At 73.4% G+C, this 13,511-nt stretch carries 13 protein-coding genes; 6 read left to right on the top strand and 7 right to left on the bottom strand.

The annotated features are described in order from the left end of the window. Positions 1 to 109: 109 nt before the first annotated feature. The gene (locus ACSU6Z_RS27460; protein ID WP_437049649.1) at positions 110 to 3,205 is read right to left on the bottom strand and encodes a glycoside hydrolase family 2 TIM barrel-domain containing protein; all 3,096 of its coding nucleotides are present in this window, start codon (positions 3,203 to 3,205) and stop codon (positions 110 to 112) included. Between the two features lie 260 nt (positions 3,206 to 3,465). Here ACSU6Z_RS27460 and ACSU6Z_RS27455 point away from each other — a divergent pair, with 260 nt between their 5' ends. Together ACSU6Z_RS27455 and ACSU6Z_RS27450 are read left to right on the top strand one after the other, a co-directional pair. Further along, positions 3,466 to 5,859 carry a SpoIIE family protein phosphatase gene (locus tag ACSU6Z_RS27455; protein ID WP_437049648.1) on the top strand — a complete coding sequence of 798 codons (2,394 nt, stop codon included), beginning with the start codon at positions 3,466 to 3,468 and terminating at the stop codon, positions 5,857 to 5,859. A gap of 150 nt (positions 5,860 to 6,009) precedes the next feature. After that, the gene (locus tag ACSU6Z_RS27450; protein WP_437049646.1) at positions 6,010 to 6,684 is read left to right on the top strand and encodes a DUF4232 domain-containing protein; all 675 of its coding nucleotides are present in this window, start codon (positions 6,010 to 6,012) and stop codon (positions 6,682 to 6,684) included. On the opposite strand, the gene ACSU6Z_RS27445 is transcribed toward ACSU6Z_RS27450, so the two are convergent. Further along, complete coding sequence (locus tag ACSU6Z_RS27445; RefSeq protein ID WP_437049644.1) at positions 6,653 to 6,895, bottom strand: hypothetical protein; 243 nt, start codon at positions 6,893 to 6,895, stop codon at positions 6,653 to 6,655. The genes ACSU6Z_RS27450 and ACSU6Z_RS27445 overlap by 32 nt on opposite strands. Between ACSU6Z_RS27445 and ACSU6Z_RS27440 the strand changes: the two genes are divergently transcribed. Continuing rightward, positions 6,866 to 7,174, top strand: a complete 309-nt coding sequence (locus ACSU6Z_RS27440) for a hypothetical protein (protein WP_437049642.1) — start codon at positions 6,866 to 6,868, stop codon at positions 7,172 to 7,174. The two genes, ACSU6Z_RS27445 and ACSU6Z_RS27440, sit on opposite strands and share 30 nt — an antisense overlap. A 14-nt stretch (positions 7,175 to 7,188) precedes the next feature. Here the strand turns inward: ACSU6Z_RS27440 and ACSU6Z_RS27435 are convergent, their stop codons facing one another. The 3 genes from ACSU6Z_RS27435 to ACSU6Z_RS27425 form a co-directional block, all read right to left on the bottom strand. Further along, entirely contained in the window at positions 7,189 to 8,157 is a 969-nt protein-coding gene (locus ACSU6Z_RS27435; RefSeq protein WP_437049640.1) for an aldo/keto reductase, read from the bottom strand. 313 nt (positions 8,158 to 8,470) lie between these two features. Continuing rightward, positions 8,471 to 9,022, bottom strand: coding sequence for a flavoprotein (locus tag ACSU6Z_RS27430; RefSeq protein WP_437049638.1), 552 nt, complete (start codon positions 9,020 to 9,022; stop codon positions 8,471 to 8,473). Between the two features lie 9 nt (positions 9,023 to 9,031). Continuing rightward, positions 9,032 to 9,490 carry a nuclear transport factor 2 family protein gene (locus ACSU6Z_RS27425; RefSeq protein ID WP_437049636.1) on the bottom strand — a complete coding sequence of 153 codons (459 nt, stop codon included), beginning with the start codon at positions 9,488 to 9,490 and terminating at the stop codon, positions 9,032 to 9,034. Positions 9,491 to 9,585: 95 nt separating this feature from the next. Between ACSU6Z_RS27425 and ACSU6Z_RS27420 the strand changes: the two genes are divergently transcribed. Then, positions 9,586 to 10,137: a TetR/AcrR family transcriptional regulator gene (locus tag ACSU6Z_RS27420; RefSeq protein ID WP_437049634.1), complete on the top strand. Its 552-nt coding sequence runs from the start codon at positions 9,586 to 9,588 to the stop codon at positions 10,135 to 10,137. Between the two features lie 65 nt (positions 10,138 to 10,202). On the opposite strand, the gene ACSU6Z_RS27415 is transcribed toward ACSU6Z_RS27420, so the two are convergent. Then, positions 10,203 to 10,403 carry a ferredoxin gene (locus tag ACSU6Z_RS27415; protein ID WP_437049632.1) on the bottom strand — a complete coding sequence of 67 codons (201 nt, stop codon included), beginning with the start codon at positions 10,401 to 10,403 and terminating at the stop codon, positions 10,203 to 10,205. Between the two features lie 176 nt (positions 10,404 to 10,579). Between ACSU6Z_RS27415 and ACSU6Z_RS27410 the strand changes: the two genes are divergently transcribed. Then, a complete protein-coding gene (locus ACSU6Z_RS27410) occupies positions 10,580 to 11,029 on the top strand; it encodes a nitroreductase family deazaflavin-dependent oxidoreductase (protein ID WP_437049630.1) in 450 nt (149 codons plus the stop codon). Positions 11,030 to 11,221: 192 nt separating this feature from the next. Here the strand turns inward: ACSU6Z_RS27410 and ACSU6Z_RS27405 are convergent, their stop codons facing one another. After that, the gene (locus tag ACSU6Z_RS27405) at positions 11,222 to 12,220 is read right to left on the bottom strand and encodes a cation diffusion facilitator family transporter (RefSeq protein WP_437049628.1); all 999 of its coding nucleotides are present in this window, start codon (positions 12,218 to 12,220) and stop codon (positions 11,222 to 11,224) included. A 219-nt stretch (positions 12,221 to 12,439) separates the two neighbouring features. On the opposite strand from ACSU6Z_RS27405, the gene ACSU6Z_RS27400 reads away from it, so the two are divergent. After that, the gene (locus ACSU6Z_RS27400) at positions 12,440 to 13,465 is read left to right on the top strand and encodes a glutathione S-transferase family protein (RefSeq protein ID WP_437049626.1); all 1,026 of its coding nucleotides are present in this window, start codon (positions 12,440 to 12,442) and stop codon (positions 13,463 to 13,465) included. Positions 13,466 to 13,511 lie beyond the last annotated feature (46 nt).

Below are 13,511 nucleotides of genomic sequence, written 5' to 3'. Positions count from 1 at the left end.
AAAGGCGGACGCAGGACATGGTCGTTGCAGCCGTGTCACGGCGTCAACGGTCGGGACGGGAGTGATTTCGTCCCGCCCCGACCGTCCCGCCCGGAGCACCGCTCACGGTTCACGCCGCGGGGGCCTCCCACCGGCTGATGCGGATCGCTCCCCGCGGCTCGTCCGGGTGGCGGCTCGTCAGCGTGAGGCGCAGCCGCGAACCCCGGACCCGGCCGAAGGTGATGACGGTGGGCGCGCCGGAGGCGGTGGCCCACTCGACGCGGGCGTCCCGGACCGCCCGCCAGGCACGGCCGTCGAAGACGGCGACCTCGGCCGTCGCGGGCAGGCTGTGCCCCGCGTCGACGGTGAAGGAGACCTCCAGGCGGTCGAAGCTCCGCGTCCGCCCGTAGTCGACCGAGACCCAGTCCTCGGCACGGGCCCCGTCGAAGGCGGGCAGCAGGGGGGTGGCCGCCTTGAAGAAGCCGTTGGACCAGCCGGTGGCCGGGTCCCCGTCGAGCATCGCGGCGGGCAGCGTGTCCGGGCGGCCGGAGTAACTGGCGTCCGCGTGCGGGTGGCCGTGGGGCGCGGGGTGGTCCGGCCGGAACACGGGTGCGGGCGTGGTGGCACGGGAGGCGGCCGGGACGGCCCGCACGGTGGCCGTGCCGGCGCGCAGCCCGTCCGCGCGGGCGGTCACCCGTAGCGTCCCGGCGCGGGTGCCGGAGCGGACGATGGCGAGGGCCTTGCCGTGGAAGGCGGTGCGGGTGCTCGCCTGGTAGCGCTCGGCGCTCTCCTGGCGGCCGTTGTCGAGCCCGGCGAGCGAGCCGCCCGCCACCTCGAAGGAGAGCAGGTGCTCCGCGCCGGGCACCACCACCCCGTGCCGGTCGGTCACCTCGGCGGTCACGAACACCAGCGAGCGGCCGTCCGCGGCGACGGAGGCGCGGTCCGGCGTCAGGCGTACCGCGTGCGGGGCGCCCGCGGTGCGCAGCACGTCGGTGGCGACCGCCCTGCCGGCCCGCCGGGCGACGGCCTTGAGCTCGCCCGGCTCGTACGGCACCTTCCAGGTCAGGTGGAGCTTGCCCGCACTGCCGTTGGGGCTGGTGTAACTGCCCGGCCAGGGCCCGTCGGTGAAGGTCTTGTCGTCGCCGGTGGCCTCGGTGGTCTCCAGGTACTCCCGGCCGTCGAGGGTCTTCTTCCGGTCGAAGCGGCGCACGCCGAGGGACTTCCCGTTGAGGAACAGCTCGACGGTGTCGACGTTGGCGTACGCCCAGACCTCGACCGTGTCACCCGGCTCGTGGTTCCAGGTCATCGGCACCAGGTGGACCATCGGCTCCTCGGTCCACTGGCTGCGGAACAGGTGGTACATGTCCTTGGGGAAGCCGGCGGTGTCGACCGCGCCGAAGAAGGACGCCTTCACCGGGAAGACGTCGTACGGCGTGGGCTCCCCGATGTAGTCGATGCCCGACCACAGGAACTGCCCGGCGAACCACTTGCGGTCGCGGTCCTTCTTGTGGCCGTACTCGCCGCTCATCGTCCACGAGGCGAGGTTGTTGTCGTAGGAGGAGGTCGCGCGCCTGCCCGGCGTGTGGTTCTCGCCCGTGTTGAGGTGCTCGGGCTCCTGGTACGTGCCACGGGTGGAGGTCTCCGACGAGGACTCCGACTCGAAGAGGAAGAGGTGGGGGTAGGCCGCGTGCAGGGCGTCCACCGACTTCGCGGTGTTGTAGTTGAGGCCGAGGCCGTCCAGTTTGGCCAGCATCAGATCGGCGGGCGATCCCTTGGCGGGCAGGCGGCGGTACTTGTCGGAGCCGATGACGAGGGGACGGGTGTCGTCGGCGGCGCGGATCGCGTCGATGATCCGGTCGGCCATGGCCAGTCCGGCGGTGGAGGTGGAGTCGGGGATCTCGTTGCCGATGGACCACATCACCACCGCGGGCGAGTTGCGGGCCGCGCGCACCATCTCGGTGGCGTCCCGTTCGCACCACTCGTCGAAGAACCGGCCGTAGTCGTAGGGGTTCTTGCCGGTGCGCCAGCAGTCGAAGGCCTCCACCAGCAGGACGATCCCCAGTTCCTCGCAGACCCGGATCACCTCGGGCGCGGGCGGGTTGTGGGAGGTGCGCAGGGCGTTGGCGCCCATGGACTTCATGATCTCCATCTGGCGGCGGACCGCGTCGATGCTGACGGCGGCGCCGAGCGCACCGAGGTCGTGGTGCAGGTCGACGCCCTTGATCTTGGTGTAGACACCGTTGAGGTGGAAGCCCTCCTCGGGGTCGATGCGGAAGGTGCGGATGCCGAAGGGGGTGTCGTAGGTGTCCACGGTCCGGCCCGCGACGCGCAGTTCGGTGCGGAGGGTGTAGCGGTGCGGGTCCGCGAAGTCCCACAACCGGGGCCGGGACACGGTGAGTTCGTGGATCTCGGTGTGGTCGCCGTCGACGCCGGCCGTGGAGGTGGCGCGGGCCACCGTGCGTCCGTCGGAGTCCTCGACCGCCGACCGGATCTCGACCTGCCGGGCGGTCCCCGTCGCGTTCACGACCGTCGTGCGCACCCGCACCAGGGCCCGCTCGCCCGTCACCTGCGGGGTCGTGACGTACGTGCCCCAGCGGGCCACGTGCACCGGCTCGGTGACGACGAGGCGGGCGTTGCGGTAGATGCCGCTGCCGGAGTACCAGCGGCTGCTGGGCAGCCGGTTGTGCACCTTGACCGCGAGGACGTTCGGGGTGTGGCCGTCGGTGTGCGCCACGCCGGTGAGGTCGAGGGCGAAGCCCGTGTAGCCGTAGGGGTGCCGGCCGATCTCCTTGCCGTTGCAGTACACGTACGCGTCCATGTAGACGCCGTCGAACTCCACCGAGATCCGCTTGCCGGCGAAGGAGGGCGGCAGGGTGAAGGCGAGCCGGTACCAGCCGAGGCCGCCCGGGAGGAAGCCGGTCCCACTGGTGGTGCCGTGCTCGGTCGTGGGCGTCTGCTCGATGCTCCAGTCGTGCGGCACGGCCACCCGCCGCCACGCCGCGTCGTCGTACTCCGGGTCGGCGGCACCGGCGTACTCCCCCGTCGGGTCGGTGGTCCCGCCCGGGTTCACCAGCGCGAAACGCCAGCCGTCACGCAGGGCGACGATCCGGCGTCCCGGGGCGTCACCCGCCGCCTCGGCGGCCCGGGCCGCCGAGGCGCCCGAGAGCACACCGGCCGCGGGTGCGGCCGCGGAGGCGGCGAGGACCGATCTGCGTGTGACCGTCATGGCGACTCTCCCTCATCGGAACCCATAAGTACTCACAACTCACCGTGAACGAACAGAATCTGACGCCCTGACACACGTGTCCGTCAAGGGTGCGTGCGCTCCTTGCGCCCCGCGCCTCCCGTCGAGGCGGCGCCTTCCCCTGTCCCCCGGAACGGTGAACCGGGGGGACGTGGGACGTTCCGGTCCGCTTGGGCCCGCGACGCACTAGGCTTGGATCCCAAGTGACACACCGTTCACTGTGAGTGTGTGGAGTGGCGAGCATGAGCCCGGTCAACCCGTTGGACGAGGCCGACACGGCCCGGGCCGTCATCGACGACTCCGGCACTCTGCTGGAGTGGAACGAGGGCGCCTACCGTCTCCTGGGCCACCCGGCGGCGGACGTCGTGGGACGTCCCGCCGCACGGCTGCTGGCCGACGGCGGCGCGCCCACACCCCCCGCGCCCGAGGGCGAATGCTGGAGCGGCACGCTCGCACTGCGTCACCGCGACGGCCGTACGGTGCCGGTGTGGGTGCTGGCCACCCGCCGGAAGGCGACGGACGGCGCCCCGGCGAGCTGGCTCGTCGTCACCCCGCTCGACGGCGGCGGCGAACGGCCGGACGATCCGCTGCTCGCGGCGGCCCTGAGGCAGTCGCCCTGCGCCACGATGATCTTCGACGACCGGCTCCGTCTGCGCGGTGTCAACGACGCCATGGCGCGCCTGATGGAACTGCCGCCCGCCCGGATCCACGGCCTGCGGCCCACCGACATCAGCGGCCGGCTGCAGAACACGGGGATCGAAAAACACATGCTCCGGGTACTCGACACCGGCCGGGGATGCGACGTCGAGGCGCATCTGAAGGCCACCGGGGAGGGCAGCGCCGACACCTGGCTGGCCCGCATCGCGCCGCTGACCGACGACGACGGACGGGTGCGCGGCCTGTGCGTGACCGCCCACGACCTCACCGAGCAGCACCGCGCCCGGGAGCGGCTGCAGCTGGTCAACGAGGCCAGCGTGCGCATCGGCACCACCCTCGACGTCACCCGCACGGCCCAGGAGCTGGCGGACGTGTGCGTCCCGGCCCTCGCCGACTTCGTCGGCGTCGACCTGCTCGACGCGCAGGAGCACGGCGGGGAGCCGCCCGCCCCGCCGATCGGCCTGCGGCGCGCGGCCCACCGGTCGGTCACCGAGGGCTGCCCGGAGACGACGGCCGAGCCGGGACGTCTGGATTTCTACCCGGCCGGCACGCCACAGGCCGACTCGCTGGTGGCGGGCCGCGCGATCGTGGCCGCGGTGCCGTCCGGGGATCCGGAGCGGTGGCGGGCGCGGGACGCGGGCCGCTTCCGGCGGGCGCGGGAGCACGACGCCCACTCCACGATGTCCGTGCCGCTGCAGGCGCGCGGCACCACCCTCGGCGTGGCGGTCTTCACCCGCTTCCGGCGTCCGGATCCCTTCACCCACGACGACGTGCTGCTGGCCGAGGAGGTCACCGCGCGCGCCGCGATCTGCATCGACAACGCCCGCCGCTACTCCCGTGAACGCGAGACGACGCTGACCCTGCAGCGCAGCCTGCTGCCGCGCACCCTGCCGCCGACCGCCGCGGTGGAGGCGGCCTCGCGCTACCTTCCGGCGGCGCGTTCCGGCGTGGGCGGCGACTGGTTCGACGTGATCCCGCTGTCCGGGATGCGGGTCGCCATGGTGGTCGGGGACGTCGTCGGCCACGGCATCCAGGCCTCGGCCACCATGGGCCGGCTGCGCACCGCCGTGCGTACCCTCGCCGACATCGACCTGGCACCCGACGAACTCCTCACCCACCTCGACGACCTGGTCCTGAGACTGTCGGAGGAGTCCGGCGGCGACGGTACCGGCGAGGTCGGCGCCACCTGTCTGTACGCGGTGTACGACCCGGTCTCGCGGCGCTGCACCCTGGCCCGGGCCGGGCATCCCCCGCCCGTCATGGTGCCGCCCGGCGGGGCGCCCCGGCTCGTCGAGCTGCCGTCGGGCCCTCCCCTGGGCCTGGGCGGGCTGCCTTTCGAATCGGCCGATTTGCTGCTGCCCGAGGGCACCATACTGGCGTTCTACACCGACGGGCTGATCGAGAACCGCCTGCGGGACCTCGACGCCGCCCAGGACCTGCTGTGCGCGACCCTGTCCGGATCGTCCGGCCCGGTCCCGTCCGGCTCGTCCGGTTCGCTCGACGACACCTGTGACCGCGTGCTGCACGCCCTGCTGCCGCCGGGCGGCGCCGCCGACGACGTGGCCCTGCTGCTGGCCCGCACCCGGGGACTGCCCGCCTCCCGGGTCGCCACGTGGGACATCCCCGCCGACCCCTCCCTCGTCGGGCCCATCCGCAAGCAGGTCCTGGACCAACTGGCCGCCTGGGCCCTGACGGACGCGTCGTTCACCGCCGAACTGGTGGTGAGCGAGCTGGTCACCAACGCCATCCGGTACGGTGCCCCGCCCATCCGGCTGCGGCTGATCCACGACACGGCGACCCTGATCTGCGAGGTGTCCGACACCAGCCACACCGCACCGCACCTGCGCCGCGCCAAGACGTGGGACGAGGGCGGGCGGGGGCTGCTCCTGGTCGCGCAGCTCACCCAGCGCTGGGGCAGCCGGCACACCGCCGAGGGCAAGACGATCTGGGCCGAACTGGGGCTGCTCGACGACGTGTGAGGGCCGTCCGGCGCCCTCGGCACCGTCGCCCCGGGCCCCTTCGGACCCGCCCGGGTTTCCCCGGCGGTGCCCGCGGACACCCGACCGGGTAGGCGCGTGCGACGACACGGGTGCGGCCGTGCGCGGTGAGCCTCCTGGAGGGGAGAAGCGATGGCGAACACGTCCCCGGCCGCGCGCCGGGCCGCCCTGCTGGCGGGCACGGCCGCGGTACTCGGCGCACTGACCGCCTGCGGTGCGGACGGCGGTGCCACGGCCGGTGGCACGACCGGTGCCGCCCGGCAGTCACCCGTCACGAGCCCGCCCACGACCACCGCGAGCAGCGCCCCCGCCGGCCCCGGCGCGCAGTCGCCGTCCGGCGCCGTGGCGAGCGACACGGCCGGGTCCGCGTCCGCCTCCGCCCGGGCCGGGGGCCGCTGCCACAGCTCCGAACTGCGCGCGTCCGTCGGCCGGGTCGACCCGGGGGCCGGACAGCGCAACTACCCCGTCGTCCTGACCAACGTCTCGTCCCGCACCTGCACCCTGTACGGCTATCCGGGCGCCGCCTTCGTCGACGCGTCCGGCCGTCAGCTGGGCCCGGACCCGCGGCGGGCCCCCGGCTCGCCGGAAACGGTCACACTGCCGCCCGGCCGGAGCGCCTGGGCCGGGCTGTCGTTCGCCGGCCCGGAGGTCAGCGGCGCCCGCGCGGCGACCCCGGCGGCGCTGCTCCTCACCCCGCCGGACGAACGGGACGCCCTCGAGGTGCCGTGGAAGGGCGGCAGGGTTCCCGTGGGCGGCACCGCGTCCACGGTGACCCTCACCGTGCTCGACGCCGGCACCGGGCCCTGAGCCACGGCCGCCCGCGCCCGCCGCACGGAGCCGGTCCCGGTGGAACGGGCTCCCGCGCGGACCGTCCACACGGTGGAACCCGCAGGGGACTGACGACCTGTGTGCTGGCGTGCTGGTAGATCACGTCGCTGCGGAAGTCGACGATCTCCCGGCGCCGGCTGAAACGGTCCACGAGGAATGCGTGCAGCTGGTCGACGTCCGGTACGGCCACGTGGACGAGGAAGTCGTCGCTGCCCGCGACGACGAACGCGGAGAGGACCTCGGGCAGGGCATGACGTACGCCTCGAAGCCCTCGACGACGTCCCTGCTGAGCGGGCTCACCCGGATCGACAGCAGCGCCTGGACGGGGCGGTTGAGCGCCCGCGGGCCGACCGCCGCGTGGAACCCCGTGATCACTCCGCGCTTGCGCAGCGCGCGCGTCCGCTCGGGGCAGGTGGACGGGGCGACACCCAGCGAGCAGGCCAGCTCCCTCGGTACCGGGGCCCGGTGACCGGCGGCGGGCGGTCAGTGGCCGGCGACCGGGTGCGGCGCGTACGGCCGTTCCAGCTCCTCCATCTCCTTGTCGCTCAGCTCCAGTTCGACGGCGGCCATCGCGTCCTGCAGGTGCTGCGGCCTGGACGCGCCGATGATCGGCGCGGTCACCGTGTCCCGGTGCAGCAGCCAGGCGAGGGCCACCTGGGCGCGCGGGACGCCGCGTTCGGCGGCGATGCGGGTGACGGCCTCGACGATGGCGCGGTCGCCCTCCTGGTACAGGCTGCTGCCGAAGGAGTCGGTGGCGCTGCGCTCGGTGGTGGCGTCCCAGTCCCGGGTGAGCCGGCCGCGCGCGAGCGGGCTCCACGGCAGCACACCGACGCCCTGGTCCGCGCAGAGCGGCAGCATCTCGCGCTCCTCCTCGCGGTAGAGGAGGTTGTAGTGGTTCTGCATGGAGACGAACTTCGTCCAGCCGTTGAGCTGCGCGGTGTACTGGGCCTTGGAGAACTGCCAGGCGTACATCGAACTGGCCCCGATGTAGCGCACCTTGCCCGCCTTCACCAGGTCGTGGAGCGCCTCCATCGTCTCCTCGATCGGCGTGTGCGGGTCCCAGCGGTGGATCTGGTAGAGGTCGACGTAGTCGGTGCCCAGGCGCCGCAGGCTGTTGTCGATCTCCGTCATGATCGCCTTGCGGGACAGGCCGGCGCCGTTGGGGCCGGGACGCGTCCGGAAGTACACCTTCGTGGCGAGCACGACCTCGTCCCGGCGGGCGAAGTCGCGCAGCGCCCGGCCGACGATCTCCTCGCTGGTGCCGTCGGAATAGCTGTTGGCCGTGTCGAAGAAGGTGACGCCCGCCTCCAGCGCCTGCCGGATCAGCGGGCGCGAGGCCTCCTCGTCGAGGGTCCACTCGTGCGCGCCGCGGTCGGGGACGCCGTAGGTCATGCACCCCAGGCAGATCCGCGACACGTCCAGGCCCGTCGAACCGAGCTTCACATACTGCATCGTCGCCGTTGCTCCTTCGTGATCGGTACCGAGGGCGAGCGTACGTGTTCGTGCGCACTCCACGTACAGACGAGTACAGACGACTACAGACGAGTACATACGAGATCACGGCGACCTGCACGCCCGCTCAGCGCCCGGGGCGTGGACCCGCGCGGCACCGTCCGGGCCCGTGCCGCCCTCGGGTCCGCCCGCTCGACGATCGTGTCGAAGCCGGGTCACCGGACGCCGCGCGGCCGGGCCCTCCGCACCGGGGCATGGCGGCCGGGCCGACGGCCGGCTGCGCGTGGCGGCGTTCGGGCCGGCCGGCGGCCGGTCACGGCCCGGCCGCCGGCCGGCCCTCGATCAGCTCCAGCGCCCGCTCCCAGCCGAACTCGGGCGGTCCGCCGCCCTCCCCCGCCTCCCCGGCGTACGGGTCGCCGAAGCGGACGCCCATCCCGCGCAGCCGGGCCAGGCTCTCCCGGTACGCGGGGTGGGCGGCCAGCGCGTCGGCCACGCACGGCAGGACGGCGAGGGGGACGCCGAGCCCGTACGCCTCGCACAGGGTGCCCGCGGCGAGGGTGTCGGCGATGCCGGCGGCCCACTTGTTGAGGGTGTTGAAGGTGGCCGGTGCGACGATCACCGCGTCCGGCGGCGGGAACGGGCGCGGGTCGCCGGGGCGGCGCGACACGGCGCGGACCGGACGGCCGGTCCGCGCCTCGACGGCGGCGACGTCGAAGAAGCCGTCCGCCGCGGCGGTCGGGGTCGCGATCACCCCGACCTCCCAGCCGCGCCGCTGGGCGGCGGTGAGGAGTGTGCCGACGTCCGCGGCGATCCCGGCCGCGCAGACGACGACGTAGAGGAAGGGCTTCGCGTCCTGTCCGTTCACGCGGGCACCCTACTGAACCGGGAGGGGCCGCCCGCGCTCGGCCTGCGGCCGGGGGCCGTGGATGCGCCGCTCGCCCTCCTCGATCGGGACGTCGTCGATGCTGGCCTCACGACGCGTCATCAGGCCGCGCTCGTCGAACTCCCACAGTTCGTTGCCGTAGGAGCGCCACCACCGGCCGTCCGCGTCGCGCGACTCGTACTGGAAGCGGACCGCGATGCGGTTGCCGTCGAAGGCCCACAGGTCCTTGCGCAACGCGTACTCCCGCTCGCGCTGCCACTTGCGGGTCAGGAACGCGACGATGGCGGCGCGTCCGGTGAGGAAGGTGTCCCGGTTGCGCCAGACCGAGTCCTCCGTGTACGCGAGCGCCACCCGGTGCGGGTCACGGGTGTTCCAGGCGTCCTCGGCGGCCTGCACCTTCTGGGCGGCGGTCTCACGGGTGAAGGGCGGCAGCGGCGGACGGGTGGTCATGGGTCCTCCCCGGCGACAGTTGGAGAACGGACGTTCTCCGCAGGGCTGTTACCGTAGGAGAACGCTCGTTCTCACGTCAAGGAGTGGTCTTCCGCATGGACACCGAGGTCGCCCGGGAGCGGGTGCTGGACGCCGCCGAGGAACTGTTCTACGGCCGGGGTGTGCGGTCCGTCGGCATGGACGACGTCCGCACCGCCTCCGGTGTCTCGCTCAAGCGTCTCTACCGGCTCTTCCCCGCGAAGGAGCACCTGGTGGCGGCGTACCTGGAACGGCGGGACCTGCGCTGGCGGGAGGGGCTGGCGCGGTACGTCCGGGAGCGCGCGGAGCCGGAGCGGCGGATCCTGGCCGTCTTCGACTGGCTGGAGCGGTGGTTCGGCGAGCCGGACTTCCGCGGCTGCGCGTGGATCAACGCCTACGGCGAGCTGGGCGCGGTCTCGCCCCTGGTGGCGGAGCGGGTGCGGGCGCACAAGCGGGCGTTCGGGGAGTTCCTCGACGGGCTGGTCGCCGAGGCGGGGCTGCCCGCCGCGCTGGGCGGGCAGCTCCTCCTGCTGGCGGAGGGCGCCATGGTGACCGCGGGCATCACGCGAAGCGCGGAACCCGCGGCGCGGGCGCGCGAGGCGGCCCGCGTCCTGCTGCGGGCCCGGTGAGCCCCGCCGGGCGGGTGAACGGCGGTGGCACCGGCTCGGCCCGGGGGCGCCGGAACCACCCCGCGTCAGCCGGCCGTCCCGGACACGGTGATGGCTCCCACCGGGCAGGCACGGGCGGCTTCGCGGACCAGGGGGCTGCCGCCGCCGTCCTCGCGGCCGGGGGCGAGCGTGCTGTAGCCGTCGTCGTCCTGGATGAACACGTCCGGGGCGGTCAGGGCGCACTGCCCCGCGCCGATGCAGAGGTTCTTGTCGATGTCGATGCGCATGACGGGATCCTGCTACCGGACGACGGGAAGTCCCGGCATTCCCTTCGCCGTGTCGCGCCGCCACCGCGACGCGGGCGGGCGGGCGGAGGCGGAATGCGGTTGGATGGGCCTTGCACGCAACGGCACGGGACGACGGTGCCCTGCCGTACCACGCGACGACGAGGGGAGCTGACGCCATGCCACTCGAGGGTGAGTACGAGCCCAGCCCGGAACGATGGGTGCGGGAGCAGGTGGAGCTGTACGAGAGCTCCGGCGGCACGAAGGGCACGACGCTGCTGGACACGGGGCTGCCGGTGATCGTGCTGACCAGCCGCGGCGCCCGGTCCGGCAAGCTCCGCAAGACGCCGCTGATGCGCGTCGAGCACGAGGGGCGTTACGCCGTGGTCGCCTCCCAGGGCGGGGCGCCCAAGCATCCGGTCTGGTACCACAACCTCAAGGCCGACCCCCACGTGGAGCTGCAGGACGGGCCGGTCAAGCGGGACATGACGGCCCGTGAGGTCACAGGTGCGGAGAGGGCCGAGTGGTGGGAGCGCGCCGTCGCGGCCTTCCCGCCGTACGCCGAGTACCAGAAGAAGACCGACCGGGAGATCCCGGTCTTCGTCCTGGAGCCGGTCGACGGGGACTGACCGCGTGTACGGGGTGAGCTGGGTCCGCTGAGACCCAGGGGACCGACGGGACTTAAGGGCCTGGTGGAGGTAAGCGGGCCCGGCGGGACCGGCGGATCCGTCTCCGGTTTTCCCCGATCCCTCCCCTGCTTCCCTCCGGTTCCGTCTCCGGCCGGGGCGCGCATGAATTGGCGCCGGCCGGGCACGCGGGAGTCAGGCCCCGCCGCGTTCCCCCGTCGCGGCGGGGCTCTCCCGTGCCTCCTGCGCCGACCGGTCGGTCACGTCGAGGAAGATCTGCCGCGCCTCGGGCACGGTGCGGGCGATGGACCGCTTGATACGCACGGCGACCTCCTCGACCCGCTCACTGTCCAGGCCGGGCACCAGGTCGACGCGGGCGGCCACCAAGGTGGAGTCGAGGCCCGTCTTCATCGTGAACAGCGCTTCCACGCTGTCGATCTCCGGTTGCGCCCGGAGCAGCGCCCGTATCCGGCCGCTGGCCTCCGGGTCGGCCGCCTCACCGATCAGCTGGTCGCGGGCCTCCCGCCCCAGCCGGTAGGCGACGTACACCAGCAGGGTGCCGATCGCCAGGGAGGCGCACGCCTCCCACGCCACCTGTCCGGTGGTCATGTGCAGCACCATGCCGGCGAAGGCCAGCGTCACCCCGAGCACCGCCGTGCCGTCCTCGGCGACCACCGTGCGCAGGGCCGGATCGCGCAGACCGCGTGACCCGCCCTGCCGGCGCACCTGGTACAGGGCGCGCAGGAGCGACGCGCCCTCGGCCACGAAGGCGACGGCGAGCACGATCAGACCGGCGGCGTAGCCGTCGAGCTCCTCCTCGGCACCGCTGCGGAACGCCTCGACGCCCTGGTAGTAGGAGAAGCAGCCGCCCATGACGAAGATCCCGACGGCCGCGAGCAGCGACCAGAAGAACCGCTCCTTGCCGTAGCCGAAGGGGTGCCGCCGGTCGGCGGGGCGGCGGCTGCGGCGCAGTGCGGCCAGCAGGAACACCTCGTTCATGCTGTCGGCCACGGAGTGCGCCGCCTCCGAGAGCAGGGCGGGCGAGCCGGCGAGGAGGCCGCCGACCGCCTTGGCGACCGCGATCACCAGGTTGGCCGCCAGCGCCACCAGCACGGTGACACGTGTCCGCCGGTCGGCCTTGCGGCCGCTTGCGCCGTCCCCCTTCCCGGCCGTGTGCTCCTGCGTGTCCCCCACTCCGGTTCCCTCCGTCTTCCCCACCGCGTTGCCGTCCGCTTCCCGCTCCGTCTGCCGATCCGAGGGTGTCGCGCTCACGTCTCGCCGATTGCCCCGGCCGGACGCGGCTCACACTCCCTTGCGAGTGGCTCACCAGTGCCGACGGCGCAAAACGGGGAACGCGTCCACCAGAGCACCCGGACGACGGGTGCGGACGGGTACGACCGGGAGGTGAGGTGCGTGAGTGGTGACGGCGGGGACGGCGGCAACAGCGCGTACGGCAGGAAGGCGTTCAAGCGGTCCAGGAGCCACTTCACGGACCGGATCACCGCGGACGGGCGGGACGGCTGGCCGGTGGAGCCCGGCCGGTACCGCCTGGTGGTCAGCCGTGCCTGCCCGTGGGCGAGCCGGGCGGTGATCTCCCGGCGGCTGCTGGGCCTGGAGGACGCCCTGTCGCTGGCGATCGCCGATCCGATCCAGGACGACCGCAGCTGGCGGTTCACGCTCGACCCGGGCGGCCACGACCCCGTCCTCGGCATCCGGTACCTCGGCGAGGCCTACGACAGGCGGGAGACCGGCTACCCCGGCGGGGTGAGCGTTCCGGCGATCGTGGACGTGCCCAGCGGACGGCTGGTCACCAACGACTACCGGCAGATCACCCTCGACCTGGCGACCGAGTGGTCGGCGCTGCACCGCCCGGGGGCGCCCGACCTGTACCCGCGGGCGCTGCGGGACGAGATCGACACGGTGATGGCGGAGGTCCACGAGGACGTCAACAACGGCGTGTACCGGGCGGGTTTCGCCACCGGCCAGCAGGAGTACGAGACCGCGTGCACGGCCGTGTTCCGGCGGCTGGAGCTGCTCGCGCGGCGGCTCGAGGGACGGCGCTATCTGGTCGGCGACACGATCACGGAGGCGGACATCCGGCTGTTCACCACGCTGGTGCGGTTCGACGCCGTCTACCACGGGCACTTCAAGTGCAACCGCTGGAAGCTGACGGAGAACCGGGTCCTGTGGGCGTACGCCCGCGACCTGTTCCAGACGCCCGGCTTCGGCGACACCGTCGACTTCGACCACATCAAGCGCCACTACCACCAGGTCCACACCGGTATCAATCCCACCGGGATCGTGCCCCTGGGGCCGGACCTGGCCGGGTGGCTCACGCCGCATCACCGGCAGGAGCTGGGCGGCCGGCCCTTCGGCGACGGGACGCCGCCGGGTCCGGTCCGGGACGGGGAGGTGGTCCCGGCGCGAGGCCGCCCCTGAGCGGACGCAGCTCCGTACACCCGCGCATCCGGCGTCCGGCCGGTGC

Origin of the sequence: Streptomyces sp. enrichment culture (assembly GCF_964273145.1) — a bacterium.
GTDB lineage: Bacteria > Actinomycetota > Actinomycetes > Streptomycetales > Streptomycetaceae > Streptomyces.
Note: the sequence above shows the minus strand (reverse complement) of the source record. Positions and strands in the feature narration are given on the sequence as shown.